Annotated in this window: 26 protein-coding genes and 2 tRNA genes; 10 read left to right on the forward strand and 18 right to left on the reverse strand. The window is 63.0% G+C overall.

Annotated elements, in window-relative coordinates; genetic code table 11:
• Nucleotides 1–32: 32 nt before the first annotated feature.
• From ABID19_RS26965 to ABID19_RS26990, 6 genes are all read right to left on the reverse strand, one after another.
• Complete coding sequence (locus tag ABID19_RS26965; protein ID WP_354493947.1) at nucleotides 33–1,259, reverse strand: anion transporter; 1,227 nt, start codon at nucleotides 1,257–1,259, stop codon at nucleotides 33–35.
• Between the two features lie 668 nt (nucleotides 1,260–1,927).
• Complete coding sequence (locus ABID19_RS26970; RefSeq protein WP_354493948.1) at nucleotides 1,928–2,083, reverse strand: hypothetical protein; 156 nt, start codon at nucleotides 2,081–2,083, stop codon at nucleotides 1,928–1,930.
• Between the two features lie 219 nt (nucleotides 2,084–2,302).
• On the reverse strand, nucleotides 2,303–2,602 hold the full coding sequence (locus tag ABID19_RS26975) for a DUF1236 domain-containing protein (protein WP_354493949.1): 300 nt from the start codon (nucleotides 2,600–2,602) through the stop codon (nucleotides 2,303–2,305).
• A 503-nt stretch (nucleotides 2,603–3,105) separates the two neighbouring features.
• A tRNA-Arg gene (locus ABID19_RS26980) sits at nucleotides 3,106–3,182 on the reverse strand.
• Nucleotides 3,183–3,244: 62 nt separating this feature from the next.
• Nucleotides 3,245–3,550: an ETC complex I subunit gene (locus ABID19_RS26985; protein WP_027152615.1), complete on the reverse strand. Its 306-nt coding sequence runs from the start codon at nucleotides 3,548–3,550 to the stop codon at nucleotides 3,245–3,247.
• A 48-nt stretch (nucleotides 3,551–3,598) separates the two neighbouring features.
• Nucleotides 3,599–3,760, reverse strand: a complete 162-nt coding sequence (locus ABID19_RS26990) for a hypothetical protein (RefSeq protein ID WP_354493950.1) — start codon at nucleotides 3,758–3,760, stop codon at nucleotides 3,599–3,601.
• A 98-nt stretch (nucleotides 3,761–3,858) separates the two neighbouring features.
• On the opposite strand from ABID19_RS26990, the gene ABID19_RS26995 reads away from it, so the two are divergent.
• Nucleotides 3,859–3,935: transfer RNA gene (locus ABID19_RS26995), tRNA-Pro, on the forward strand.
• A gap of 103 nt (nucleotides 3,936–4,038) precedes the next feature.
• Here the strand turns inward: ABID19_RS26995 and ABID19_RS27000 are convergent.
• The gene (locus ABID19_RS27000) at nucleotides 4,039–4,866 is read right to left on the reverse strand and encodes an alpha/beta fold hydrolase (RefSeq protein ID WP_354493951.1); all 828 of its coding nucleotides are present in this window, start codon (nucleotides 4,864–4,866) and stop codon (nucleotides 4,039–4,041) included.
• Between the two features lie 130 nt (nucleotides 4,867–4,996).
• On the opposite strand from ABID19_RS27000, the gene ABID19_RS27005 reads away from it, so the two are divergent.
• Nucleotides 4,997–6,013, forward strand: a complete 1,017-nt coding sequence (locus tag ABID19_RS27005; protein WP_354493952.1) for a GlxA family transcriptional regulator — start codon at nucleotides 4,997–4,999, stop codon at nucleotides 6,011–6,013.
• Nucleotides 6,014–6,086: 73 nt separating this feature from the next.
• Here the strand turns inward: ABID19_RS27005 and ABID19_RS27010 are convergent, their stop codons facing one another.
• The 5 genes from ABID19_RS27010 to ABID19_RS27030 form a co-directional block, all read right to left on the reverse strand.
• Nucleotides 6,087–6,470: a type II toxin-antitoxin system VapC family toxin gene (locus tag ABID19_RS27010; RefSeq protein ID WP_354493953.1), complete on the reverse strand. Its 384-nt coding sequence runs from the start codon at nucleotides 6,468–6,470 to the stop codon at nucleotides 6,087–6,089.
• Nucleotides 6,467–6,724 (reverse strand): type II toxin-antitoxin system Phd/YefM family antitoxin, encoded by a 258-nt coding sequence (locus tag ABID19_RS27015; RefSeq protein WP_095483249.1) that lies wholly within the window; start codon nucleotides 6,722–6,724, stop codon nucleotides 6,467–6,469. Before ABID19_RS27015 ends, ABID19_RS27010 begins: the two co-directional genes overlap by 4 nt.
• A gap of 242 nt (nucleotides 6,725–6,966) precedes the next feature.
• On the reverse strand, nucleotides 6,967–7,671 hold the full coding sequence (gene hdaA / locus ABID19_RS27020) for a DnaA regulatory inactivator HdaA (RefSeq protein ID WP_354493975.1): 705 nt from the start codon (nucleotides 7,669–7,671) through the stop codon (nucleotides 6,967–6,969).
• A gap of 5 nt (nucleotides 7,672–7,676) precedes the next feature.
• Nucleotides 7,677–8,876, reverse strand: a complete 1,200-nt coding sequence (locus ABID19_RS27025; RefSeq protein WP_095483246.1) for an AI-2E family transporter — start codon at nucleotides 8,874–8,876, stop codon at nucleotides 7,677–7,679.
• Nucleotides 8,848–9,405 (reverse strand): CDP-alcohol phosphatidyltransferase family protein, encoded by a 558-nt coding sequence (locus ABID19_RS27030; protein WP_127295487.1) that lies wholly within the window; start codon nucleotides 9,403–9,405, stop codon nucleotides 8,848–8,850. Before ABID19_RS27030 ends, ABID19_RS27025 begins: the two co-directional genes overlap by 29 nt.
• A gap of 621 nt (nucleotides 9,406–10,026) precedes the next feature.
• On the opposite strand from ABID19_RS27030, the gene purM reads away from it, so the two are divergent.
• From purM to ABID19_RS27045, 3 genes are read left to right on the forward strand one after another with little or no spacing between them, the layout of a single operon-like run.
• Nucleotides 10,027–11,091, forward strand: a complete 1,065-nt coding sequence (gene purM, locus ABID19_RS27035; protein ID WP_354493954.1) for a phosphoribosylformylglycinamidine cyclo-ligase — start codon at nucleotides 10,027–10,029, stop codon at nucleotides 11,089–11,091.
• On the forward strand, nucleotides 11,088–11,798 hold the full coding sequence (gene purN / locus ABID19_RS27040) for a phosphoribosylglycinamide formyltransferase (RefSeq protein ID WP_354493955.1): 711 nt from the start codon (nucleotides 11,088–11,090) through the stop codon (nucleotides 11,796–11,798). The genes purM and purN overlap by 4 nt, the downstream gene beginning before the upstream one ends.
• Before the next feature lie 16 nt (nucleotides 11,799–11,814).
• Nucleotides 11,815–12,339 (forward strand): SixA phosphatase family protein, encoded by a 525-nt coding sequence (locus tag ABID19_RS27045; protein ID WP_354493956.1) that lies wholly within the window; start codon nucleotides 11,815–11,817, stop codon nucleotides 12,337–12,339.
• A 229-nt stretch (nucleotides 12,340–12,568) separates the two neighbouring features.
• Here the strand turns inward: ABID19_RS27045 and ABID19_RS27050 are convergent, their stop codons facing one another.
• The 4 genes from ABID19_RS27050 to ABID19_RS27065 all read right to left on the reverse strand — a co-directional run bounded on the left by ABID19_RS27050 (nucleotide 12,569) and on the right by ABID19_RS27065 (nucleotide 17,860).
• Nucleotides 12,569–12,841, reverse strand: coding sequence for a DUF680 domain-containing protein (locus ABID19_RS27050; protein ID WP_354493957.1), 273 nt, complete (start codon nucleotides 12,839–12,841; stop codon nucleotides 12,569–12,571).
• Between the two features lie 414 nt (nucleotides 12,842–13,255).
• Nucleotides 13,256–15,361: a molybdopterin-containing oxidoreductase family protein gene (locus ABID19_RS27055; protein ID WP_354493958.1), complete on the reverse strand. Its 2,106-nt coding sequence runs from the start codon at nucleotides 15,359–15,361 to the stop codon at nucleotides 13,256–13,258.
• Nucleotides 15,362–15,409: 48 nt separating this feature from the next.
• Complete coding sequence (locus ABID19_RS27060) at nucleotides 15,410–17,287, reverse strand: ABC-F family ATP-binding cassette domain-containing protein (protein WP_354493959.1); 1,878 nt, start codon at nucleotides 17,285–17,287, stop codon at nucleotides 15,410–15,412.
• Nucleotides 17,288–17,722: 435 nt separating this feature from the next.
• The gene (locus tag ABID19_RS27065; RefSeq protein WP_354493960.1) at nucleotides 17,723–17,860 is read right to left on the reverse strand and encodes a hypothetical protein; all 138 of its coding nucleotides are present in this window, start codon (nucleotides 17,858–17,860) and stop codon (nucleotides 17,723–17,725) included.
• A gap of 125 nt (nucleotides 17,861–17,985) precedes the next feature.
• On the opposite strand from ABID19_RS27065, the gene ABID19_RS27070 reads away from it, so the two are divergent.
• From ABID19_RS27070 to ABID19_RS27080, 3 genes are all read left to right on the forward strand, one after another.
• The gene (locus ABID19_RS27070) at nucleotides 17,986–18,156 is read left to right on the forward strand and encodes a hypothetical protein (protein ID WP_352928802.1); all 171 of its coding nucleotides are present in this window, start codon (nucleotides 17,986–17,988) and stop codon (nucleotides 18,154–18,156) included.
• Nucleotides 18,157–18,252: 96 nt separating this feature from the next.
• Nucleotides 18,253–20,334, forward strand: coding sequence for an ATP-dependent helicase (locus tag ABID19_RS27075; protein WP_354493961.1), 2,082 nt, complete (start codon nucleotides 18,253–18,255; stop codon nucleotides 20,332–20,334).
• Between the two features lie 152 nt (nucleotides 20,335–20,486).
• Nucleotides 20,487–20,789, forward strand: coding sequence for a DUF982 domain-containing protein (locus tag ABID19_RS27080; protein WP_354493962.1), 303 nt, complete (start codon nucleotides 20,487–20,489; stop codon nucleotides 20,787–20,789).
• Between the two features lie 89 nt (nucleotides 20,790–20,878).
• Here the strand turns inward: ABID19_RS27080 and ABID19_RS27085 are convergent, their stop codons facing one another.
• Nucleotides 20,879–21,667 (reverse strand): GGDEF domain-containing protein, encoded by a 789-nt coding sequence (locus ABID19_RS27085; protein ID WP_354493963.1) that lies wholly within the window; start codon nucleotides 21,665–21,667, stop codon nucleotides 20,879–20,881.
• Nucleotides 21,668–21,766: 99 nt separating this feature from the next.
• Nucleotides 21,767–22,279 carry a DinB family protein gene (locus ABID19_RS27090; protein ID WP_352928806.1) on the reverse strand — a complete coding sequence of 171 codons (513 nt, stop codon included), beginning with the start codon at nucleotides 22,277–22,279 and terminating at the stop codon, nucleotides 21,767–21,769.
• 128 nt (nucleotides 22,280–22,407) lie between these two features.
• Here ABID19_RS27090 and ABID19_RS27095 point away from each other — a divergent pair, with 128 nt between their 5' ends.
• Nucleotides 22,408–23,109, forward strand: coding sequence for a glutathione S-transferase family protein (locus ABID19_RS27095; RefSeq protein ID WP_354493964.1), 702 nt, complete (start codon nucleotides 22,408–22,410; stop codon nucleotides 23,107–23,109).
• 96 nt (nucleotides 23,110–23,205) lie between these two features.
• The gene (gene bluB / locus ABID19_RS27100) at nucleotides 23,206–23,841 is read left to right on the forward strand and encodes a 5,6-dimethylbenzimidazole synthase (RefSeq protein WP_354493965.1); all 636 of its coding nucleotides are present in this window, start codon (nucleotides 23,206–23,208) and stop codon (nucleotides 23,839–23,841) included.
• The last annotated feature ends 108 nt before the right edge of the window (nucleotides 23,842–23,949 follow it).

Raw genomic sequence — 23,949 nt, forward strand, 5'->3', positions numbered from 1 at the left:
GTTCATAATGCTGCCGGAACTATCCGTGCCGGCTAAAGCCCGAAAGCCAGCCATGCAGTCCCGGCCAGCAGCGTGACCAGCGTCAGCGGCAGGCCTACCTTGAAGAAGGCGGCGAACGATAGTGGTTTGCCGGAGACCCGCGCGTGCTCGGCGACAATCAAATTGGCGACCGAACCGAGCAGCGTGAAATTGCCGGCCAGCGTCGAGCTCATCGCGACGACCAGCCAGGCGCGCTCGGGGTTTTCCAGACCGGGTATGAACGGCCGCAGCGCCAGCACGGCCGGAACGTTGCTCATGATGTTGGACAACACCGCGGTGAAGCCGGACAGCCGCCAGACATCGTCCAGCCCGAGGTTCTTTGCCGAGGCGATGATGTCGGGGCTGAGCAGCGCCTTCTCGGCGCCGGCGACGACGATGAACAGGCCGGCGAACATGAACAGCAGCGGCCCGTCGATTTCGCGGTAGATGCGCGCCGGCTTGATGGCGCGGGTGACCAGAAGAATGGCGCCGCCGACGAGCGCCGCCTTGGCGACCGGCACGCCTGCGAAGAAGGCGATCGCCAGTCCGATGCAGACGACTGCCGCCTTCAGCACCTGTCCCGGCAGCATGCGGCCGCGATAAACTTCGGGGCTGAGTTCGGCCTTGCGAGCGAATTCTGCGCGATAGACGATGCGCACGATGACGATGACGGCGACGAGGCCGAACAGGGCGACCGGCGCCAGAGCCGCCGAGAAGGCCGGATAGGAAATTCCCGACAGCGCGCCGATGACCATGTTCTGCGGATTGCCGGTGATGGTAGCGACGCTGCCGCAATTCGACGCCGTGGCGGTGGCGATCAGGTAGGGAACTGGGTTGCGGTTGATGACACGGGTGACATGGACGACAATCGGCGCCATGACCAGGCAGATAGCGTCGTTGACCAGGAACGCCGACAGCACGCCGGTCAGCAGCGTCACCATCACCAGCAGCATAAACGGCGCATGCGCGTGCTCGATGGCGATGGCGCCGAGTGCGCGGAAAGCGCCCGACACTTTTAGATGGGCCACGACGATCATCATGCCGAGCAGCAGCGTGATCGTGTCGAAATTGATGGCACGGTAGGCCTCGTCCAGGCTGAGCGCGCCGATGGCGATCATCGCCGCACCGCCGAGCAGCGCGATGCCTGCCCGATCGAGGCGCAGACCGGGGAACCTGCCGATGGCCACGCCCGCATAGGTCAGGATCAGGATCAGCAGTGCCGCCGCGCCCATCGTTGTCATTCGTGGAAAGCCCCGTTCAGATCCGCCCGACCGCCATTGGCGGATATGTCCACCAACGCCCCCTCACCGCGAACATTGCATGAAGCACAGGAAGTGCCCGCGACGTCGGCGAATCTAACCTGCGAGGCGTGCAGCGATCGGTGATACCTGAAAAACGACACGGATTCACGCGCCATGTCTCCGGCGCGATCTGTCACTTACAGGGACCGGTTTGGTCCATTCCGTGGGCGCTTCACAACCTTCGGAGGCGGCCCGGCGTGCTTTTGGAAGCATCTTCAGCGCCGCTCGCGGCCCGCGGCCGGAATTAATGAAAGCCTGGCCGACGTATTTGCGCGTGCCGATCTCGCCATCGGGGCGAACGCCGGCTTCCCCGCCTCGCGCGCTCGGCCCCCGGCGGTCGAGCTTATTGCCGCATCTACCGTGCTCCCGGTGGAGTCGTGAGCAAGTGCTCGTGCTTCCTGAAGATAGCAATCTTGTCGGGATAGGTGATCCGGATATCGCGTCCGCATCCCTCGCACTTGTAATGGGAAACGACCTGAAACCAACTGCCGTTCTTGACGACGGTGAAATTGCACTGCGGGCATTGGAAGGTCAGACCGACAGAGAAAAGGCTGGGAGAGAGGGACATTGCAGCGCCTCGCGTTCTGGAGAGCTTAAGGGCGGCTTGGTTAGTCCAGCGTCTCGGCGACGAAGGATGCGGCAATCAAATCGTCGGCATCGATTCTGCCCTTGCCGTCCTCCATGACGGCTGCGACCTTTCGAAAAGTCTTCAGTTCATTCTCGGTAATCCGCGCGTCGCGCATCCTTTTGTCGAGGTTGGTCATGCGCCTTCGAAGCGCCTGCGATGCTCCAATCTCACGGTTCAACATGGTGATCATATTCCTCCCTTGCCGGCCTCCCGCCGCGCCTTTCGGCACGGCGGGATCTCCTCCTAGCCGCCAGAGCGGTTCAGCTCTTTCTAGAACCTCCGAACCGCTCTAAGTATTTGTTTTTGCGCAATTCCGGACGGAGAACCGCTACGCAGTTTCCTGGAATTGCTATGGTCATTCAATGACTTTGATGATCTTGCGTGTGCCTGGATCAACGACAACAGTCCGGTCGTCGACCACCACGTAGCTGTATTTGGTGTCGGGAACTTCATGAAGTTCTACCGTCTCGGGCAGTGTTGAGCCGATATTGAGCTCTACCCCGGGGACCTTCACCGATGCGAGCGGCTGCTTCTTCACATATTCCTTGATGACGGTCTCCTGCTCAGGCTCGATGACGACGTCCTGAGCGGCAGCGGCGCCGATACCTGCCAGCAGCAGAAATCCCGCGGCTGCAGTGGAAAGACGCATTCTCATAAGTGCCTCCTTTGTGTGAGCTCTGTTGCGCCAAACGGCGTCTTCGCGTCAGGCTCACCAAACCTGAGGCAACAGCAAACGTTCCTTGAGTGGGCTTCGGTCCTATATGAGACAGGACTTAAGTCTCATCTGTTCGCGCAATAGGCTGGATATTGCGCCATCCGGAACCGCCGTTGCTCGCGGTCGTTGCAAGCTGCGAGTTTACGGGAGGAGCCCATGGAAAAGAGGGTCCACCAAGCCCGCTGGTTACTCGCTCCGGTCCTCGCGGTCTCCTTCACCTTTATGGCGATTGGAATGATCGTTAGCTAAGGACCAACTGAGCCGTACTGAGATCTGCGCAGCTACGTCCCTTCCTGCGCTGATAAGGGACCACCCGCTATTCCTCGATTTGGCGGGTGGTCCGAACCGCATTTTGGCTGACCAAGCCGGCCAGCGTACAGAAGGCCAAGAGCGTCTTGCGGCACAAACCGTAACCTATGTGTCCGGAACGGACCTTGAAAGATTGGCGATCCCGACAGGATTCGAACCTGTGACCATCGGCTTAGAAGGCCGGTGCTCTATCCAGCTGAGCTACGGGACCGCTGGGCCGACGCCAGGGTCGACTGAACTATGCGCTGGGACGGCTGCCCGGCATTTGCCGGGTCAATGCGTCCAAGGCGTCCTGCGGTCATAGCGGAAATTCTCCGCATAGGAAATCTGGCGGCGCTTGGATTCCTTCGGCTCCTCGACACGGTACGCCAGCCCCTCTTTTTCGGCATAGGCCACCGCCTCTTCCCTGGTGTCGAACGTAAGCCTGATCTGGCTGCGCATGTCACCCGACGTGGTGTAGCCCATCAGCGGATCGATTTTCTTGCGCATCTCGGGATCGAATTCCAGCACCCAGTGGCCGGTCTTGGCCTTGCCGGACTGCATCGCGGTTTTGGCTGGGCTGAAAATGCGCGCGGACATGGCCACCTCGTTGCTAAGTGCAGCGGCACCGCCGCTGTATTCCCGTCATTACTTCGCAATGCAGCCGGCGGCAAGGCCGATGCTTGCCGCAGCACCCTTCGACAGGGGCTGGCCACCGACAATGATCGCGCCAGGGTCTTGGCAAAACGCCGTTCCCCGCCACCAGCTTGAACAGTTTGCGGCGAAGCCGTTGCGCGACTTGGCTGGCATTTTCCGCTCCGCTCTCGGCCCGGGCCTGCCGTTTGTTCCGTTTTCGTCTTTTAAGGGGTTGCGCAGCCAAGCCTGGAACCCTATAGCCCGCAAGGACTCGGAGTGTAGCGCAGCCTGGTAGCGCATCTGGTTTGGGACCAGAGGGTCGGGAGTTCGAATCTCTCCACTCCGACCATTCATCCATCGCAATCATCGGCCGTGCTGCCGGCGCACCTGCGCCTGACTGCGGCCGACGGGCAGCCCGGATCTCCGAGCGTGCCCGCCTGAAGCTCCGAGCGTCAGCTTTGGATGAACGCCAGGAGATCCGGATTGATGATCTCCGGGTGGGTGGTGCACATTCCGTGCGGAAGGCCCTTGTAGACCTTGAGCGTGCCCTGCTTCACGAGCTTGGCTGCAAGCAAAGCGGAGTCGGCGATCGGCACGATCTGGTCGTCATCGCCATGCATGATCAGGACGGGCACATCGATCTTCTTCAGGTCGTCGGTGAAGTCGGTTTCGGAAAAAGCCTTGATACAGTCGTAGTGAGCCTTGGCTCCGCCCATCATGCCCTGGCGCCACCAATTATCGACAGCCCCTTGCGAGACCTTGGCGCCCTCGCGATTGAAACCGTAGAACGGGCCGGCCGGCACATCCCTGTAGAACTGGGCGCGGTCGGCGACCAGAGCGGCACGGAAGCCATCGAAGACCGCGATCGGCAGGCCGCCGGGGTTGCTGTCGGTCTTGACCATGATCGGCGGCACCGCGCCGATCAGCACCGCCTTGGCGACGCGTCCTTCGCCACCGTAGCGGGCAACGTAACGCGCCACCTCGCCGCCGCCGGTCGAGTGGCCGATGTGAACGGCATTCTTCAAATCCAGATGGGCAACCAGGGCTGCGACGTCGGCAGCGTATGTGTCCATCTCGTTGCCGGTCGCCGTCTGTGTCGAGCGGCCATGCCCGCGCCGATCATGCGCGATGACGCGATAGCCCTTGTCGAGGAAGAACAGCATCTGGTTGTCCCAGTCATCGGCGCTGAGCGGCCAGCCGTGGTGGAACACGATTGGCTGGCCTGTGCCCCAATCCTTGTAGAAAATCTCGGTGCCGTCCTTGGTGGTGAATGTGCTCATCATCGTGCTCCTTGATGTGGATAGCTGAAGTTGTTGGGGGGAAGGTTCGTTTCCTTCTGTGGACAAGCTACTGCAACGGCGTCATGGTGACGATTGGCAAAACAGACATTTGACACGGCAAAACTGACAGATGGTTGCGGCACGCGATACGGTCGAAATCGGCCTCGTTGTTTATCCCGGCGTTCAGGAAGCGGCTGTTCTTGGGCTGACCGATCTCTTCCAGCTGGCCAACCGCCTGGCTGCCGAACGCTCGCCGGACGCGCTGAGGCTTCGTGTCAGCCATTGGCAGTGGCAGGAGGCGAACCAAACGATCATCCGCACCTTCGACAGCGAGCCCGGCGACAGCGACCCCGGCCCTGGCAATGGACCGGCCATGGTCATCTTGCCTCCGACCCTAGGTGATCCGATCCCCCGAGAGTCGGCCGCGCCGTATGCCGACTGGCTCAGGGCCCGCCATGCGGCGGGCGCGACGCTCGGCTCGGTCTGCGCCGGCGCCTTCGTGCTTGCCGAGACCGGCCTGCTGTCGGGTCGTGCTGCAACCACGCATTGGGCCTATCGCGACGCGCTGGCGATGCGCTTCCCCGACATCGCACTGGATGCCGACAAACTGGTCATCGACGATGGCGACATCATCACCGCCGGCGGCTACATGGCCTGGACCGATCTCGGCCTAAAACTCGTCGACAGGGTGCTTGGGCCGACCGTCATGATGGACACCGCCCGCTTCATGCTGGTGGATCCGCCGGGGCGCGAACAGCGCTTCTACAGCCCCTTCGCTCCCAGGCTGAACCATGGCGACGAAGCCATTCTCAAGGTGCAGCACTGGCTCCAGGCGAGAGGCGCGCGCGATGTCACGCTTGCCACCATGGCGGAGCATGCGGCCTTGGAGGAGCGGACTTTTTTGCGCCGCTTTCGCAACGCCACCGGTCTCAAGCCGACCGAATATTGCCAGCACCTGCGCGTCGGCAAGGCGCGTGAGATGCTGGAAGCGACGACCCGATCAGTAGACCAGATCGCCTGGGATGTCGGCTATGACGATCCCGGCTCCTTCCGCAAAGTGTTCGCCAGGATAACCGGCCTGGTGCCGGGCGATTACCGCAGGCGCTTTGGCGTCGAACGGACAGCGCTTGCGGGCGGCGGGAACTGAACGTGGCAGCGGTGGCGGCTCGACCTGGGCAGCAAAGCAAAATCGCGCCGCCTATGGTCCTTGCTTTGCTTCCTTAGAGAACGCTTTCGACATCGGTCCTCGAAAAATCGTCGCCGACAAAAAGCAGGCGGCAGGCATGCTCCTTCGCCACCTCATAGGCGAAGCAGTCACCGAAATTGAGCGCGGCCGGGTGAATGCCCTTACCCCATTTTGCGTAGGCCTCGGCGATGCGACGCGCAGAGGCCGGCGTCACTGCCGCGATTTCTAAACCAAGCCCGTCGATCAGTCCGGACAGCTCTTCGCCGACATTGCGCCGTGCCGCAACGATCAGCGCTTCGGCCACGGTGCCGGCGGAAATCAGGATGTCGTCTTCGGCCTCAAGGGCCGCGATGCAGGCATCAGCCTCCGGCTCGTCAAGAACGATCGCCATCAGCGCCGAAGTATCGACCACGATCATTCAGGCAGGCCATCGTCGCCGTAGAGAAAATCCTGGCTTCGCGCGGCAGATGGCCCAGCCTTCGCCCTCGCGGCGCCGGATGCCCGCATCGCCTCCAGCAATGCCCGGCGGCTTTTCCTGTCCGGCACTGCCTTGACCGGAACCAGACGCACGGCCGCGTGACCGTGACGGGTCAGAATGATCTCGTCACCTGCCTCGGCACGACGCACCAATTCGGTCAGTTGTCCTTTAGCGTCTGTAACGGATACCTGCATCGGCCGCTCCTTTATAGACCATCCTCTGGTCCATACTTGCAGGCGAAAATAGACCATTCAACGGTCCATTACAACGGCCAAGGTAAACTCGCCGGGAGGAGAACCCCAACCGCCTCGAACTCCCGGCGAGCCTACAACCTGATTGATACGCAATCAGGACCGGGGTTAGCCGGCAAGGCTGACGTTGCAAGACCGATGCCAGCACTGATTTCCCGAAATGGGACACCGGCCGAGCTGCTGTATCAAATCTCGAACTCGCCCTGCCCCTCATCCATGGCGCTGACGGTTTCGGCGGCGAGCGCCCTCGTGATCGGCGTTTTGCGCTCTAGTGCAGTGCGGTCGAGCCGCTCCACCACCCGCATCGCGGTGGCCAGCGAGCGTTCGATGCGGCGCACCAGATACTGCACGACATGCGGCTCGACCTCGACCTGCCGGTCGGCGAACAGTTTGGTGATGACACCCGCCAGCAAGAGATCGTCCGGCTCGTGGATCTCGACCGTCGCCGCAGCCTTCAGTCGCGAGGCGAGGTCCGGGAGCCTGACGCCCCAGGCGGACGGAAAGCGCCGCGCGGTCAGCAGCAAGGTCGAGCCGGCCCCGCGCACTGCGTTGATCAGATGGAACAGCCCCTCATCATCGACCGGACCGGCATCGACATCGTCGATCAGAGCCGGCCGCGCGCCGAGGCTCGCGATGCAGTCGCCGATGCGCCCGGCGTCGACTGCCACAGCCCCGGCGCGGGCGCGCCAGATCGACGCCAGGTGGGTTTTTCCAGAGCCTGCCGGACCGGCAAGCACAATGGCCGGCGACGGCCAGTCGGGCCAGCGATCGACCAGCGCCACCGCCTGGCTGTTGGTGCCGGAGACGACGAGCTCGTCGCGCGAGTAGCCGGTGCCGTGGCCGAGATCGAGCGGCAACTGGCGCGGCGGGTCGATCTTGTTGTCCGGCATCTGGCTCAACTGCGCGGCCCACCGCTCCCGCGGCGACGCGCCGGCAGCGGCGGGACAGGTTCGGTGCTGTGGCCCTTGTAGAGCGGCGATTCCAGATAACGGGCGATGGCAAAACGCACCAGCACGGCAACGGCGGCCGAGGCCGGCACGGCGATCAGCAGGCCGACGAAGCCGAACAGCGCGCCGAAGGCAAACAGCGAAAACATCAGCCACACCGGATGCAGGCCGACGCTTTTTCCCACCAGCCTCGGCTGCAGGATGTTGCCCTCGATGAACTGGCCGACGAAGAACACGCCGGCCACCGCCGCGATCATGGTCCAGTCGGGCCAGAACTGAACGAAGGCAACGCCGACGGCCAGGACCAACCCGGTCAGCGAGCCGACATAGGGAATGAAGGAGATCAGCCCGGCGAACAGGCCGATCAGGATGCCGAAATTCAGGCCGGTCAACGTGAGGCCGGTGGCGTACATGGCGCCCAGCACCAGGCACAGCGTGCCCTGGCCGCGCACAAAACCGGCGGTAGCAGTGTTGATGTCGTTGGCGATCGCCCTGACGGTCTTGACATAGTCGCGCGGCACCCAGCTGTCGACGATCGCCACCATGCGGTCCCAGTCGAGCAGCATGTAGAAGGCAACGACTGGTGTCACCACGAACAGGCTGACCACCGACACTAGCGCCACGCCGGAGCTCCAGATCGATGTGAACACCGTGGTCAGGAGGCCGAAGCCGGAGGTCAGCAGCGAATTCAAGCCTTCGCGAAGGCCATTGGCGTCGACGCCGAATTTCTCTTCCAGCCACCTCGGATCGAAGCTCGTGATCAGGGTCTGCAGCCGGGTCAGGTATTCCGGCAGCTTGCTGGCGAAATCGGCCATCTGCGAGGCCAGCACCGGAACGAGGATGACGAAGGCCAGCACCAGAACGACGATGAAGGCGAACAGGATGACAACCGTCGCCATCAGCCTGGACAGGCCGAGCCGCTGCAGCCGGTCGGCGACCGGGTCGAGGAAGTAGGCGAGGACCATGCCGGCGACGAACGGCAAAAGGATGCCGCTGAAGACATAGAGGAAGACCGCGAGGATGATGGCGCTGATCAGCCAGAAGCGGATTTGGCGGCGAAACACGCCAGACGCGGCGGCATCGGCGGCCGCAGCCTCGGCTGCCGCGTCGATGTCCTGGTCAGGTGTCCGGTGTGGAGCCTTCGCCATAGCCGCTCATATGCCTCAGCCAAGCCACGAGATAGGCCGCGGCCGAAGCCACGGTCAAGACCCCGGACAGCAATATGAGCACCGGCCTGAGCGGATCGAGGTCGAGGGCGAGAGCCAGTTCGCCCAGCACCACCGCCGCCAGCACGATCTGGATGGCGGTGTTGGCCTTGGACACGAACAGCGGCTTCATCTCGACCGGGTGGGCCATGACGGTGGACAAAAGCACGGCGCAGACGATCAGCGCATCGCGCGACACCATGGTGACGACCAGCCACAGCGGCAATTCACCGATAAAGCCCAGCACCACGAACACCGAGACCAGCAGCAATTTGTCGGCCATCGGATCGAGATAGGCGCCAAGCCGCGAAAACTGATTGAAATGGCGGGCGATGAAACCGTCGACGCCGTCGGAAATGCCGGCGATCAGGAAGCCGGCGAAAGCCCAGTCCCAGTGCGCCTGCAGCATGGCCAGCACCACGCCCGGCACCAGCACGAAACGCATGATCGTGATCATGTTGGGGATGGTCAAACGCATGTCCCGTCGTTTCTGTTTTAATGATACATGATGGAGATGGGACGCCAGGGCAAGTGGCGACGCTCTCTCCTCGCTCACCTGCTCCACCCCAGACCGAAAAATGAACCTAACGAATGACGATGGCACAGAGATTTACAATCGCCCTGCGTGTCACACTTTGCTATTTGGCCGGGGTAACAGAAAGCCTCCTAGCTTTCGCATCTTTTACAACCCCACACCGCGACGCGTCGATGCATGACCTTTTGACCAGTTTCGTTCTTGCCTTGGTCGTCGGCCTTCTGGCGTCTTGGCCTCTCTGGTTGATGGCTGCCGCCGTGGCGTTCGTTTTCGGGCGGTCAATCGCCGCAAACCCGGGTGTCTGGACTGTGGCGGCAAGTTTGATCGCCGCCGGTTTCTCCTACGGAGCCCTCCCGAGCGACGAGGTCAGGTCTTTAGCGACCGTCGGTACCCTCGCCGCTGCACTGGCGGGCACTTCTTTCTACTGCTGGAGCGTAGGGCGTCCGGTTCGGCCGATCTCCGGTTGAACGTCGCCATCGCGCGCTTGCCTTGCGAGGCAAAAGCGTTCATGCGAAGAGCCCTCAAGCAAGTGGAAACAGAGATGAGCAGGCGCCAGAAATGAGCAAGCGCAAAAACGGGCTCACCTATGCCGAGGCGGGTGTCGATATCGATGCCGGCAATCTCATGGTCGAGAAGATCAAGCCGCTGGTGCGCGCGACGCGCCGGCCGGGCGCCGATGGCGAGATCGGCGGCTTCGGCGGCCTTTTCGACCTCAAGGCCGCCGGCTTCTCCGACCCGGTGCTGGTCGCCGCCAATGACGGCGTCGGTACCAAGCTGAAGATCGCCATCGATGCGGGCAAGCACGACACGATCGGCATCGATCTCGTCGCCATGTGTGTCAACGACATCGTCGTGCAAGGCGCCGAGCCCTTGTTCTTCCTCGACTATTTCGCCACCGGCAAGCTCGATCCCGACCAGGGTGCGGCGATCGTCGGCGGCATCGCCGAGGGCTGCCGGCAGGCCGGATGCGCGCTGATCGGCGGCGAGACGGCGGAAATGCCCGGCATGTATCACGGCAAGGACTACGACCTTGCCGGCTTTGCCGTGGGCGCGGCCGAGCGCGGCCAGCTGCTGCCGACCGACGACATCGTCGAGGGCGACGTGCTGTTGGGGCTGGCCTCGTCGGGCCTGCATTCGAACGGCTTTTCGCTGGTCCGCCGCATCGTCGCCACCAGCGGCCTTTCGTGGGCCGATCCGGCGCCCTTCAATGATGAAGCCACGCTGGCCGAAGCGCTGCTCGAGCCGACCCGCATCTACGTCAAGTCGATCCTCAAGGCGATCCGCGGCACGCATGGCATCAAGGCGCTGGCCCACATCACCGGCGGCGGCTTTCCGGAAAACATTCCGCGCGTCCTGCCGAAGGATTTTTCGGCCGAGCTCGACCTCGATGCCATCGAGGTGCCGCCGGTATTCTCGTGGTTGGCAAAGACCGGCGGGGTAGCACCTGAAGAGATGATGCGTACCTTCAATTGCGGCGTCGGCATGATCCTCGCCGTCGCCTCCGGCCAAGCCGCGCAGGTCGCGGCCGTGCTGCAGGAGGCGGGCGAAACCGTGACGCCGATCGGCCGCATCGTGCCGCGCCGCGACGCCGGCGTGATCTATCGGGGGTCGATCGGCCTATGAGGATGCGCAAACGCACTGTGGTGCTGATTTCGGGACGCGGCTCCAACATGACGGCGCTGATCGCCGCGGCTAGCAACCCGGACTATCCGGCTGAGATCGTCGGCGTCATTTCCGACCGGGCCAATGCTGCCGGCCTGGGTGTCGCGGCGGCGCGCGGCATCGTCACCAAGGTGATTTCGCGAGCCGACTATACCAGCAAGGAAGCGCATGACGGGGCAATCGACGCGGCACTTGTCTCGTTCGGCGCCGAGATCGTGGCGTTGGCCGGTTACATGCGCATTCTTGGCGCGCGCTTCGTCGAGAAATGGCTGGGACGGATGATCAACATCCACCCTGCCCTGCTGCCGGCCTTCAAGGGCCTCGACACCCATGCGCGCGCGCTGCGCGCGGGCACGCGCATCCATGGCTGCACGGTGCATTTCGTAACGCTCGATATGGACGACGGGCCGATCATCGCACAGGCTGCCGTGCCAGTGATGGTCGGCGACAATGAAGACACGCTCGCCGCCCGGGTGCTGAAGGCCGAGCACAGGCTTTATCCCCTGGCACTCGGGCTGGTCGCCGAGGGCAAGGCGCGGATGGAAGATGGCCGCACCGTGCTTGCCCACTTCGCCGACGATGCCGACAACAGCACCTCCGTGGTGATGGCGCCTGATCCGCTGCGCGAGGAGAGCGATCTCGAGCATCTGGCGCGGATTACGCCCTGAGCAGGAGGAGGCTGGCATGGCGACGACGAAGCAACTCCTTCTTCTGCGTCATGCCAAGTCCAGTTGGGACGATCCTGACCTTATCGACTTCGACCGGCCGCTTTCCGGACGCGGGCTGAAGGCCGCCCCGTTGGTCGGGCGCGAACTGGCCAGGCAGGGCTGGCTGCCCGATCTGGCGCTGGTATCGCCGGCGCTGCGCAGCCGCGACACATGGCGGCTGGTCTCTGCGGAATTGCCGGCGAAAACGCCGGACAAATTTGTTCAGGCGCTCTATGAGGCTAGTGCGGCAGACGTTCTCGCCAAGATACGGCAGGCAAATGCGGGGACAAGCAGCCTTTTGGTGATTGGCCACAATCCCGGCCTGGAGGAATTCGCGCGCCGGCTCGCCGGCGCCGGATCAGATGCCGAGGCACTCAAAAAGCTTGAAGAAAAATTCCCGACGGCGGCCCTTGCCCGTTTCGCTTTCGACGGCAGTTGGGCACGGCTGGCCCTCGGCGATGCGCGGCTGACGCACTGCGTTTGGCCGAAGGATCTGCGCTAGCGCAATTCCAGGAAAAGTGCGTAGCGGTTTTCCGCCCGGAATTGCGTAAAACAAAAATAGCGCTTGATCCGAAGATCGGGACCGATTTTTGCTGCGCTGACCTTCGGTTTCGGAAAGCATCATGCGCAAAATTACGCGCCCTCTGCGCGGCGGCGCTGCATATGATTTGATTGCGCAAGCAAGAACGGCGGGTCAAACCCGCCGCTCTTTGTGCCCGGAGTTTGAGGACTTAACGGCCCCAGTTGCCCCGGCCGGATTGAGGCGCAACGGACTGATCCGCGCCGTACGGAGTCGTCGTCGAATTGGTGTTGACGGCGTTGTGCTCAGCCGGGAACAGCTTACGGATCGAACCCGTTAACGTGTTATCGACGTTGCCAGCCTGGCCAGTGGCAACGGGTGCGGCCGGCTGGTTGACGCCGTCCGAACCATAGTGGTCGCTGCCGGCAAAGGCGCTGCCTGTGGCAATAAGGATGGCAGCGGCGATGAGAGCAATCTTGGTCATTTCAGGTACTCCAGTATTTTCACGTTTTTCAGTGTTGTGTCCGTTTGGTGGCGTGCCTTGGGAGGATTTCGCGTCGTTCGGACCACCCCGAAGTGGGTTGGCAATGCCGCGATTTCCAATCACGAAGATGTTCCGCCCGCACCCGGAATGGGATGCTTGAAATCCGCTAAAGGGCTTCCTTCGCCACAATTTTTAGATTCAATTTCAAACCGTTGCGCGAATTTTCCTGCCGTGGAACTTAGTATCGGCCGAGCCGGCGTTCACACCGTCCTGCACGATGCGTCAACGGAAACGAACCGATCGGTTCGATCTCACGACAGAGTCACGACAGAGTGAAGAGTGAAAGGGACGCCTTCAGTCGCTATCACCGCCAAGCGCCACGAGCCTCCCGCCACGCACTTGGCTCCTGCAACCTCAAAGCGCGCGCAGCCAGACCTTGTTGTCGTGGAAAGCCGCACCGCCATAGGGCGCCGGCGCATCGGCGCCGGTCAGGACGTTGATGCCCTCGCCGCGCTCGTGGGCGCTGTTTGGCCAAATGCCTTCGGCGACCACGACGCCGCGCTTGATGCCGTCGAACAGTCTTGCGTGCAGCACGACTTCGCCGCGCGCATTGCCGATCTCGACGCGGTCGCCGTTGGCCAGCCCGTAAGCTGCCGCGTCGTCCGGATGCAAAAGCAGTTCCGGCCGGCCTTCCTTGGCTTTCGACACCGGCGTCTCCGAAAAGGTCGAGTTGAGGAAATTGCGCGCCGGCGAGGTGGTCAACCGGAACGGATGAGCCGCATCCGCCACCTCGATGAGATCGACGTGGTCGGGAAATTCCGGCAGGCTTGCCACCGGCCCGAACAGGCCCATGCTCTTGGGCGGCCGGTTGGGCGCCGCCTGCCCGGTCCAGTCGGCGCGGAAATGAAACTTCTTGTCGGCATGGCCGAAGCCGGTGATGAAGTGCGCGGTCTCGAAATCCGGCTGCAGGTCGACCCACTTGTCTTGCTTCAAGCTGTCGAAACTGCCCAGCCCGCGCTTGCCCAGGATGATGTCGATGTGCTGCTGCTCGGTCATGCCGAAGCCAGGCTTATCGCCAACGCCGAGCCTTTTGCCGAGCTCCTCGATAACGAAATGGTTGGTGCGCGGCCCTTCCGGCGGGTCGATAAGCTTCGGACCGAGCGTGATGTGCTGGTTGCCGCCGCCCTTATAGACGTCGTCATGCTCGAGGAACATCGTCGCCGGCAGCACGACATCGGCGAGTTTTGCGGTGTCGGTCATGAACTGCTCGTGCACGCAGGAAAACAGATCGTCGCGTAAAAAACCCTGCTTCACCAGCCGCTGCTCCGGCGCGACATTGATCGGATTGGTGTTCTGGATCAGCAGCGCCGTCACCGGCGGACCGCCATAGAGCGCATCCGCCGCCCCGGTCAGCACCGGGCCGATGCGCGAATGGTCGAGATGGCGGATTGATGAGTCGCGCATCCGCGTGCCTTCCAGCACTTCCTGGTTGAGCTTGAAGATGCCTGAATTGGAATGGAAGGCGCCGCCGCCCTCGTACTGCCAGCAGCCGGCGACCGCGGCGATCGAGGCGGCGGCATGCATGTTGACCGAGCCGTTGCGCTGGCGCGAGAAGCCGTAGCCGAGGCGGAAATAGGTTTTCTTCGTCGTGCCGACGAGGCGGGCGAAGGCCTCGATCTCGTCGACAGAAAGCCCGGTGATATCAGCCGCCCACTGCGGCGTCCTCGTCTGAAGATGCGCTTCCAGACCATGCGGGTCGTCGGTATATTTCTGGAGATAGGCGCGGTCGGCCATGCCGTCACGAAACAGCACATGCATCACCGCGCAGGCCAGCGCGCCGTCGGTGCCGGGCTTCAGCACCAGACCGAGATCGGCCTGCTTCATCGTCGCGTTCTCATAGACGTCGATGACGACGATCTTGGCGCCGCGTTCCTTGCGCGCCTTGACCGCGTGGGTCATGACATTGACCTGGGTGACCACGGCATTGGTGCCCCAGATCACCACGCAGTCGGACTTGGCCATTTCGCGCGGGTCGGGACCGCGCAATGCCCCTGCCCCCATCATCCAGCCGGTCCAGGCCAGGTTGGTGCAGATCGAACTGAAGAAGCCGGAATATCTTTTCGCATGGCGCAGCCGTTCGATGCCGTCGCGCTGCACCAGCCCCATGGTGCCGGCATAGTAATAGGGCCAGACCGTCTCCGAGCCGTATTTTGCCTCGGCCGCGATGAATTTTTCGGCGACGAGGTCGAGTGCGGCTTCCCAGCTCGCTTCCTTCCAGGCGCCCTCGCCCTTGGCGCCGGCACGGATCAGCGGTTTCAGCAAGCGGTCGGGATGATGGACGCGGTCGGCATAGCGGGCGACCTTGGCGCAGATGACGCCAGCCGTGTAGCTGTTGGCCTTGGCGCCATGGACGCGGCCGATGCGCTTGCCGTCGAGCAGCTCGACCTCGAGCGCGCAGGTCGACGGGCAATCATGCGGACAGGCCGAATGGCCGATCCTGAGCTTGGCGTGTTGATTCATGGGGCCAAACTAGCCGTTTATGGCGGCGGCGTGTAGGGCCAGACGGCGCTACTCTGCCGTGCCTTCCTCATATTCCGCCGACATGGTCAGCCATTTTTCCTCGTGGCCGGCCAGCGTCTGGGCCAGCTGCGAGCGCTCCTTGGCCAGCCGTGTCGCGGTCGAGGGATCTTTTTCATAGACTGCCGGATTGGCGAGCTCGTCTTCGATCAGGTCGATGCGCTTGCGGATGCGGTCCATCAGCGCTTCGGTGGCGCGGATCTCCTTGGCCAGCGGCTCGAAAGCGGCGCGGCGTGCGGCCGCATCGCGGCGACGGTCGGCCTTCGAGGCCTTTTCGGCCTCGCGCTTGCCGCGTCGGTCGCCGGAGACACCGGTGACCAGCGTCTTGTAATCCTCGAGGTCGCCATCATAGGGGTTGACCGCGCCGTCCTTGACCAGCCACAGCCGGTCGGCCGTCGCCTCGAGCAGATGGCGGTCGTGCGAGATCAGGATGACGGCGCCGGGAAACTCGTTCAGCGCATGGATCAGCGACTCACGGCTGTCGATGTCGAGATGGTTGGTCGGCTCGTCGAGGATGAACAGGTTCGGCCCCTCGAAAGCCGACAGGCCCATCAGGAGGCGCGCCTTCTCGCCGCCGGACAGGTCCTTGGCGGCGGTGTTCATCTTCTCGGTGGTCAGCCCGAACTGTGCGACGCGGCCGCGTACTTTCGATTCCGGCGCTTCAGGCATCAGCCGACGGACATGCTCATAGGCGTTTTCGTTCGGCCGGAGATCGTCGAGCTGGTGCTGGGCGAAGATCGCCACTTTCAGGCCGGGCGCCACCGTCATCGTGCCGCTCTCCTGCTTCAGGCGGCCCGACAGCAATTTGGCGAAGGTCGACTTGCCGTTGCCGTTGGCGCCGAGCAGCGCGATGCGATCGTCGGCATCGATGCGCAGCGTCATTTTCTTCAGGATCGGCTCGCCCTCGGTGTAGCCGACATTGACATTGTTCAGCGCGATGATTGGCGATGCGACCGTCTTCACCGGTTCGGGAAAGGAGAACGGCCGCACGTTGTCGTTCACAATCGCGGCGATTGGCTTCATCTTTTCCAGCGCCTTGATGCGGGACTGCGCCTGCCTCGCCTTCGAAGCCTTGGCGCGGAAGCGCTCGACGAAGGATTCCATGTGCCTGCGCGCGGCTTCCTGCTTGACCCTGCCCTTCTCCTGCAATTCGCGCTGCTCGGTGTATTGCCGTTCGAACTGGTCGTAACCGCCGCGCCAGAAGGTCAGCTTCTTCTGGTCGAGATGGACGATCGAGTTGACGGCGCGGTTGAGCAGGTCGCGGTCGTGCGAGATCAAAAGCACGGTGTGCGGATATTTCGATACGTAGTTTTCCAGCCACAGCGTGCCTTCAAGGTCGAGATAGTTGGTCGGCTCGTCGAGCAGCAGCAGATCGGGCTCGGCAAACAGCACTGCCGCCAGCGCTACGCGCATGCGCCAGCCGCCGGAGAACGACGAGGCCGGCCGCCTCTGGGCAGCATCGTCGAAGCCAAGGCCGGCGAGGATGGTGGCGGCGCGCGACTCGGCCGAATGGGCGTCGATGTCGGCCAGGCGTATGTGGATGTCGGCAATGCGGTGCGGATCGGTCGCCGTCTTTTCTTCCTCGAGCAGCGCACTCCGTTCAAGGTCGGCCTTGAGCACGATCTCGATCAGCGGCTCCTCGGTGCCGGGCGCTTCCTGCGCCACCTGGCCGATGCGCGTGTTCTTCGGCAGGCTGATCGATCCCGTCTCGGAGGCGAGATCGCCGGTGATCGCCTTGAACAAAGTGGTCTTGCCGGTGCCGTTGCGGCCGACAAGCCCTGCCTTGCTGCCGGCCGGCAAGGTCAGCGAGGCATGGTCGAGAAGCAAGCGTCCGGCCATACGGAGCGAAAGGTCGTTGATGATCAGCATGGCCGCGCTTTTGCACGGGACGTCGGCGCTTCGCAAGACCTTGGGGGTCGGTTGGCCGCATAAGGCGTGAAACGGCAGCCGATTTGCCTGATGCCAGAGGGGAAGAAGAGACGATTGGTCCGGATCGCCAGCCTCGGATCAGAGGGCCAACTCTGAATAGGGCCGGGAAGCTGAGGCGACATCACGCTGACGGAGCCTGGCGAGCATCGACTTCCTCGCATCCAAAAATTGCGCATTTGTCAGTTGATTGCCGGTGCAAGGCGTTAATCTTACGTGATCGCACCATGACGCAAGGGCAAGACTCAGCTATCCCTAGGCGTGCGGCGGATCTGATACCCGCCTGGCCGGCGCCATCTCCCCTCCCAAGCGGCGCCGGCCACCTTTCCCACAGCGTTCCATCCCCGCGCCCGCGCGTCCCGGTTTGACCTCCGCCTATTACTTGGGTGCAGGCTCGACCTTGGGATTTTGGTCGATGCCGGGAGCCTTCGTCGGTGGAATGCTGTTATCGCAAGCCGCGAGAGCCAGCGCCAAGACCAGCAGGGTCGGGGCCAGCAAGAGCGAGAACTTCTTCATCGCAACCTCCTGTCACGGGCAAACGAGACGGTGCCGATTTGGTTGCACCCTCAGCCAGCGGGGGGCGTTGAAGGCGGGGAACAAAATGCGGCCTTTTCGGTTGGTCAACACCAATGGAGAGAACCATGATCCGTCTGCTCATAGCCGGGGCCGCCGTCTACGTGGCCTACCGCATAACAAGGGAAATCATCGACGAGGTGCCTGACGACTTCGATCCGCTGTTGCTGCCGCCTCCCGAAGACGACAAGTCGCTGCAGCGGCAGTCGGCGGCGATGGGCGCAGAGCCCCAGCGCTAGGTCGAGTCCATCGGCTGGTGCACCAAATAGAATCGGGCCTATCGATTGCCGCGTCGAAACCGTTGCGAACAAAGCGGAAACGATGCTTGATGGGCAATGAACCTCGCTGCCCGTGATTCGACCTTCAGGCCTGCCTATCTCGCAAAGCTGAATGCCGAGCAGTGCCATGCCGTCGAGCATGGCGACGGCATGGTCGCCGGCCCGTTGCTGGTGATCGCCGGGGCTGGCTCCGGCAAGACCAGCACGCTGGCCCATCGCGTTGCGCATCTGATCGTCAGAGGCGCCGACCCGCGCCGCATTTTGTTGATGACGTTTTCGCGACGCGCCGCATCGGAACTCGCCAAGCGGGTCGAGCGCATCGCCGGCGAGGTGCTCGGCCGGGACGCTTCCGTCATCACCGATGCTCTCACCTGGGCCGGCACGTTTCACGGCATCGGCGCCAGGCTGCTGCGCGACTACGCGCTGGAGATCGGCCTCGATCCGGCCTTCACCATCCATGACCGCGAGGATTCGGCCGATCTGATGAACCTTATCAGGCACGAGCTCGGCTTCTCGAAGACGGAAGGCCGTTTTCCGACCAAGGGCACGTGCCTGGCGATCTATTCGCGCGCCGTCAACGCACAGGCGCCGCTCGGCGAGGTTCTGGGTTCAGTGTTTCCCTGGTGCGCCGGCTGGGCAGAACAGCTCAAAGCGCTGTTCGCTCGATATGTCGAGGCCAAGCAGGCGCAGAACGTGCTCGATTACGACGACCTGCTTCTCTACTGGGCGCAGATGGGGGACGAGCCCGAGATATCAGCGCATCTGGGCGGGCGCTTCGACCATATTCTGGTCGATGAGTACCAGGATACCAACCGGCTCCAGGCCTCGATCCTCACGGCACTCAAGCCGGACGGGTCCGGGCTGACGGTGGTCGGCGACGATGCGCAGTCGATCTATTCGTTTCGCGCGGCGGAAGTGCGCAACATCCTCGACTTCCCCAAACAGTTCGCGCGGCCGGCCGAAATCGTCATGCTGGAGCGCAACTACCGCTCGACCGAGACCGTTCTGGCGGCCGCCAATGCGGTGATCGGCGAGGCCTCGGAGCGCTTTACCAAGAATCTCTGGTCGGAGCGCAAATCGGCCGAAAAGCCGAAGCTGGTCAGCGTCCGCGACGAGGCCGAGCAGGCGAGCTACGTCTGCCAGGCGATCCTGGCCGAGCGCGAGGCCGGCACGGCGCTGAAGGCGCAGGCCGTGCTGTTTCGCGCCTCGCACCACAGCGGGCAGCTGGAGATCGAGCTGACGCGCCGCAACATACCGTTCGTCAAGTTCGGCGGGCTGAAGTTCCTCGATGCTTCCCATGTCAAAGACGTGCTGGCGGTGCTGCGCTTCGCCGAAAACCCGCGCGACCGCGTCGCCGGTTTTCGCGTGCTGCAGCTTTTGCCCGGCGTCGGCCCTTCGGCGGCTTCGCAGATCGTCGACACCATGGCGACATCGCTCGACGAAGCGATGGGGCTGGCGCGCTACCGGCCGCCGCAACGCGCCGCCGACGACTGGCCGGGTTTCGTGGCGCTGTTCTCGCAGCTTCGCACCGGGTCAGGAAAATGGCCTGTTGATCTCGAACAGGTCAGGCTCTGGTACGAGCCGCATCTGGAGCGCATCCACGAGGATGCAACGACGCGCCGGGCCGATATTCTGCAGCTCGAGCAGATCGCCACCGGCTACGCCTCGCGCGAACGTTTCCTTACCGAGCTGACGCTCGATCCGCCTGATGCAACCAGCGACGAAGCCGGGCCGCCGCTTCGCGACGAGGACTATCTGATCCTGTCGACCATCCATTCGGCCAAGGGCCAGGAATGGAAGAACGTCTTCGTGCTGAACACCGTCGACGGCTGCATCCCGATCGATCTCGCGGTCGGCTCGAAGGAGGACATCGACGAGGAGCGTCGCCTGCTCTACGTGGCGATGACGCGGGCCAAGGACGGCCTTCACCTGGTCATGCCGCAGCGCTTTTTCGTCCACGGCCAGGCGGCGCGGGGCGATCGCCATGTTTACGCCTCGCGTACCCGCTTCATCCCGGCCTCGATACTCGGCGCCTTCGAACAGACATCATGGGCGAGCGTTCAGGCCAGGGACGATCCGCGCCGCCAGCCGCAAGTGCGCGTCGACCTTGGCGCCCGCATGCGTGACATGTGGAAATAGCTCCTTTCGGCACGGTGTTCAGGCCACGGAGCACAGTGCGAAAATCAAAATCTCGGCAACATGGAACCTGATGCCGCAATCCGCGTTTCTGGGCGTCCGACCCGTCGGAGAGCGGCGTCCGCCGTTACCTCCGCCCAACTCGAGAGGCCAGAATGCACGACAGGACGTTCTTTACCCCGGTCGCCGTTACCGTTGGCGCCGGCCATAAGCGCATGCTCGCTTCGCTCTTCGACATGCATGAATTCCTGACCGAGTTCCCGCCATCGCGGCGACGCCTTAGCTATGGCGCGGCAGTGAAGGCCTGCGAGGCGGCCCGCGCCGGCGAGATCTCGCCCGAAGCGGCGCGCGATGCCTTGATCACCTTCGCGACGACGGCAGGCATTCTCTGGCCTTCGGCCCAGCCGGCGGTCTCGGTCAAGCCGGTCGCCCGGGGCCATGGCGGATACGCAGCCTGACGCGGCTGCTAGGCCTCTTTGCGATCGTGACCCGTCGAAGATGTTGTTCATCTTCGCAGGTTTTCGACCACAGGCATGAGGCGACGCCCTCAGTGGACCGTCATCAGATCGCCGTCGGGCACGCCGCTCGACCCCGCCGCTTCAAAGCTGACCTGGTCGCGGCCATTCGATTTAGCCTTGTAGAGGTGTTTATCCGCCACAACGAACATTTCGGAATAGGTGGTCGGTCCGCTGAAAGCGACCCCGCCGATACTTACCGAGAGGGGACAGGGCCGCCCGTCCGGGGAAAAGTCCGCCTCGCGGATACGGCGCCGGATCCCCTCCGCGACTAGCCAGGATTGCGATCGGTCGACGCCAGGAAGGAAGACTGCGAATTCCTCGCCGCCAATTCGCCCGACGATGTCGGCGCCGCGCAGCTGGTCCCGAATGGTCTTGGCGATCAGCTTGAGAGCCTGATCTCCGCAGTCGTGGCCGAGGCGATCGTTGACGGACTTGAAATGGTCGGCGTCGACGATCAGCAAGGCGCCGGAGCTGACGACGGAATGGCTGCGGGCCTGCTCGAGATAGGCTTCGACAAGCATTGAAAACGCACCGCGGTTGAGCACTGCCGTCAGACTGTCGGTCGCCGCGACAATGGCCAGTTCCTTCTGCGCGATTGCGAGCTGGCGCATTTTCCACATCAGGAAAAACAAGAGCGGACCGGCCAGAACTAGTGGCAGCAGCAGATCGGTGAGTTTCGCCCGCCACAGCGCTTCAGGCGACAGATACGGGAAATTGTAGGAATCAACGAAGAAGGCGGCGGCGATGCACACGGCGGTGCCAGTAACGGTGACCGCCACCACCCTGCCCCAACTCGTGGGGGAAAAATCGATCCGCATGCATCGCTCCCGCTATAACGGACATATTGAAGCGGGAACGCAAATGAAGTCCTAAGACTTTCCTTCAATTCGATCGTGATTGATGCGGACAATCACAAGTCAGGCGTAGGCGCGCCCCTCCTCGCTGCGCTGGAACTGCGTCAGATCGAGTGACACCGAAGGCCGGCCCAGAACGGTAAGGATCACGTGCGCCTGGCCGCGGTGATGGGTCTGGTGGTTGAAGAAATGATCGAGCGCCGGCGCCAGCCGCTGCGAGACCGTGCGCATGTCGGAGACGGTCATATAGGAAAAGCGGCCGGACAAAGCCTTATCGCTTAACGCCCCGACCCAGTCGATGATCCTTTTGTCTTCGGCCTCGCGCGCCAGCCGCAAGCCCGGCAAGGCGCGATGCAGGATCGTGTCGAGTCTGGCCGGCGCATCGCCCTCGCCGGTAAACCGCCTCATCCAGATCCGGTCGGCGGTCAGAATATGGTTGAGCGTGCCCATCATCGAGCCGAAGAAAGCACCGACATTGCGGTGGAATTCTTCCTCGTCGAGATCGGTCGCGGCATCGTAGATGCGGCTATTGGCCCATTGATTATAGGCCGCAAACATCATGAAGTGCTGTCTCATCTTTTCTCTCGACCCCGCAAGACCCCGTTCCGGGTGCCTACCGCATCGGCCCAAAAATCGGTACTGATTTTCGGAAAAGCACGGTGGACGCACGTCGATCTAAGTAGACCGCAAGGAAGCTGTCGCCAATGACCATTCTGCTCTACGACCTCGTTGGACGCGATGCCGCCCGTCCGTTCAGCCCGCATTGCTGGAAGGCGGCGATGGCGCTAGCCCACAAGGGGCTTGACATCTCAACCGTGCCGACACGTTTTCTCGAAGTGCCCAATGTTGAAGGCGGCGTGTCGAAGCTCGTTCCGGTGCTCCGCGACGGCGAGAAGGTGGTCGCCGATTCTTTCGCCATCGCGCTCTATCTCGACGAGACCTATCCTGAGCGGCCGACATTGTTTTGCGGCGACGGTGGCAAGGCGATGGCGCGCTTCATCGAACGCTGGTCGCAACTGACTATTCATCCCTATGTCACCACGGCGGCGATCATGGACCTGCACGCCATGCAGGACGAGGCGAACGCCGCCTATTTCCGCCAGAGCCGCGAGCAGCGCTTCGGTAAGAGACTGGAAGAGGTGATGGCGGCGCGCGACGCCGGCCTTGGCGCCTTCCGCGCCTCGCTGGAGCCGTTGCGCGCGACGCTCGCCCAACAGCCGTTCATCGGTGGCCAATCACCGCTGTTTGCCGACTACATCGTCTTCGGCGCGCTGCAGTGGGCGCGCATCGCCTCGCCCTACCGGTTGCTCGAAGACAACGATGTGGTGGCGCAGTGGTTCGAGCGCTGCCTCGATCTGCATGACGGCCTCGGCCGCACCGTCGCGGCGGCTACCGCCGCCGCATAGGCAGTAGGCAGTAGGCAGTAGGGAGTAAGAAGTCGCGGCGGCGGGCTTACCTACTGCCCTACTGCCTTACTCCCCTAGCAAAGGCATCACGACACCATGACATCAGGCCCGGAATTCCCGGACGATTTTCGCGCCGCGCTGGTCGACCTCTTCCGGTGGCGGCGGGACGTCAGGCGATTCAAGCCGACGCCGCTCCCCGAAGGCGCGCTGGAGCGGCTGCTTGACGTCGCCAGCATTGCGCCGTCGGTCGGGCTAAGCCAGCCTTGGCGTTTCGTCGTGATCGAGAGCGCTGAGTGCCGCGCCGCCGTCAGAGCATGCTTTGAACGCTGCAACGCGGAGGCGCTCGCATCATTCAGCGGCGAGCGCGCCGCGCTCTATGCGCGCCTGAAGCTCGCCGGCCTGAACGAGGCACCTTGTCAATTCGCAGTTTTCGCCGACCGCGCGACGGAACAGGGGCATGGGCTTGGCCGCCTGACCATGCCCGCGACCATAGACTATTCGGCAGTGATGGCGATCCACACATTTTGGCTGGCGGCGCGCGCCGAAGGAATAGGCATGGGTTGGGTCTCGATCATCGATCCGGCCGAGATGGCGACGATCCTGGACGTGCCGCCCGAGTGGACGCTGATCGGTTATTTCTGCGTCGGCTACCCCAGTGAGAATCACAGCATGCCGGAGCTGGAACGGGAAGGCTGGGAGGTCCGGCGCACCTCGACCATCATGACGCGCTGATCGAGCACCTCCCCTGTCGGTAGCTAATCAAGTTGTCCGGTTTTGGTAGCACATCACTTGTCCGCTTCAGTTTGCGTCGAAGCGGTTCACGCGGCTTGCCTGATGGGG

Origin of the sequence: Mesorhizobium robiniae (genome assembly GCF_040545535.1) — a bacterium.
Lineage (GTDB): Bacteria > Pseudomonadota > Alphaproteobacteria > Rhizobiales > Rhizobiaceae > Mesorhizobium > Mesorhizobium robiniae.

Excerpts from the sequence above, each read along its gene's own strand:
- ABID19_RS26965 (WP_354493947.1), bottom strand. The coding sequence starts at position 1,259 with ATGACAACGATGGGCGCGGCGGCACTGCTGATCCTGATCCTGACCTAT.
- ABID19_RS26970 (WP_354493948.1), bottom strand. The coding sequence starts at position 2,083 with ATGACCAACCTCGACAAAAGGATGCGCGACGCGCGGATTACCGAGAAT.
- ABID19_RS26975 (WP_354493949.1), bottom strand. The coding sequence starts at position 2,602 with ATGAGAATGCGTCTTTCCACTGCAGCCGCGGGATTTCTGCTGCTGGCA.
- ABID19_RS26985 (WP_027152615.1), bottom strand. The coding sequence starts at position 3,550 with ATGTCCGCGCGCATTTTCAGCCCAGCCAAAACCGCGATGCAGTCCGGC.
- ABID19_RS26990 (WP_354493950.1), bottom strand. The coding sequence starts at position 3,760 with ATGCCAGCCAAGTCGCGCAACGGCTTCGCCGCAAACTGTTCAAGCTGG.
- ABID19_RS27000 (WP_354493951.1), bottom strand. The coding sequence starts at position 4,866 with ATGAGCACATTCACCACCAAGGACGGCACCGAGATTTTCTACAAGGAT.
- ABID19_RS27005 (WP_354493952.1), top strand. The coding sequence starts at position 4,997 with ATGGTTGCGGCACGCGATACGGTCGAAATCGGCCTCGTTGTTTATCCC.
- ABID19_RS27010 (WP_354493953.1), bottom strand. The coding sequence starts at position 6,470 with ATGATCGTGGTCGATACTTCGGCGCTGATGGCGATCGTTCTTGACGAG.
- ABID19_RS27015 (WP_095483249.1), bottom strand. The coding sequence starts at position 6,724 with ATGCAGGTATCCGTTACAGACGCTAAAGGACAACTGACCGAATTGGTG.
- hdaA (WP_354493975.1), bottom strand. The coding sequence starts at position 7,671 with ATGCCGGACAACAAGATCGACCCGCCGCGCCAGTTGCCGCTCGATCTC.
- ABID19_RS27025 (WP_095483246.1), bottom strand. The coding sequence starts at position 8,876 with ATGGCGAAGGCTCCACACCGGACACCTGACCAGGACATCGACGCGGCA.
- purM (WP_354493954.1), top strand. The coding sequence starts at position 10,027 with ATGAGCAAGCGCAAAAACGGGCTCACCTATGCCGAGGCGGGTGTCGAT.
- purN (WP_354493955.1), top strand. The coding sequence starts at position 11,088 with ATGAGGATGCGCAAACGCACTGTGGTGCTGATTTCGGGACGCGGCTCC.
- ABID19_RS27045 (WP_354493956.1), top strand. The coding sequence starts at position 11,815 with ATGGCGACGACGAAGCAACTCCTTCTTCTGCGTCATGCCAAGTCCAGT.
- ABID19_RS27050 (WP_354493957.1), bottom strand. The coding sequence starts at position 12,841 with ATGACCAAGATTGCTCTCATCGCCGCTGCCATCCTTATTGCCACAGGC.
- ABID19_RS27055 (WP_354493958.1), bottom strand. The coding sequence starts at position 15,361 with ATGAATCAACACGCCAAGCTCAGGATCGGCCATTCGGCCTGTCCGCAT.
- ABID19_RS27060 (WP_354493959.1), bottom strand. The coding sequence starts at position 17,287 with ATGCTGATCATCAACGACCTTTCGCTCCGTATGGCCGGACGCTTGCTT.
- ABID19_RS27065 (WP_354493960.1), bottom strand. The coding sequence starts at position 17,860 with ATGAAGAAGTTCTCGCTCTTGCTGGCCCCGACCCTGCTGGTCTTGGCG.
- ABID19_RS27070 (WP_352928802.1), top strand. The coding sequence starts at position 17,986 with ATGATCCGTCTGCTCATAGCCGGGGCCGCCGTCTACGTGGCCTACCGC.
- ABID19_RS27075 (WP_354493961.1), top strand. The coding sequence starts at position 18,253 with ATGAACCTCGCTGCCCGTGATTCGACCTTCAGGCCTGCCTATCTCGCA.
- ABID19_RS27080 (WP_354493962.1), top strand. The coding sequence starts at position 20,487 with ATGCACGACAGGACGTTCTTTACCCCGGTCGCCGTTACCGTTGGCGCC.
- ABID19_RS27085 (WP_354493963.1), bottom strand. The coding sequence starts at position 21,667 with ATGCGGATCGATTTTTCCCCCACGAGTTGGGGCAGGGTGGTGGCGGTC.
- ABID19_RS27090 (WP_352928806.1), bottom strand. The coding sequence starts at position 22,279 with ATGAGACAGCACTTCATGATGTTTGCGGCCTATAATCAATGGGCCAAT.
- ABID19_RS27095 (WP_354493964.1), top strand. The coding sequence starts at position 22,408 with ATGACCATTCTGCTCTACGACCTCGTTGGACGCGATGCCGCCCGTCCG.
- bluB (WP_354493965.1), top strand. The coding sequence starts at position 23,206 with ATGACATCAGGCCCGGAATTCCCGGACGATTTTCGCGCCGCGCTGGTC.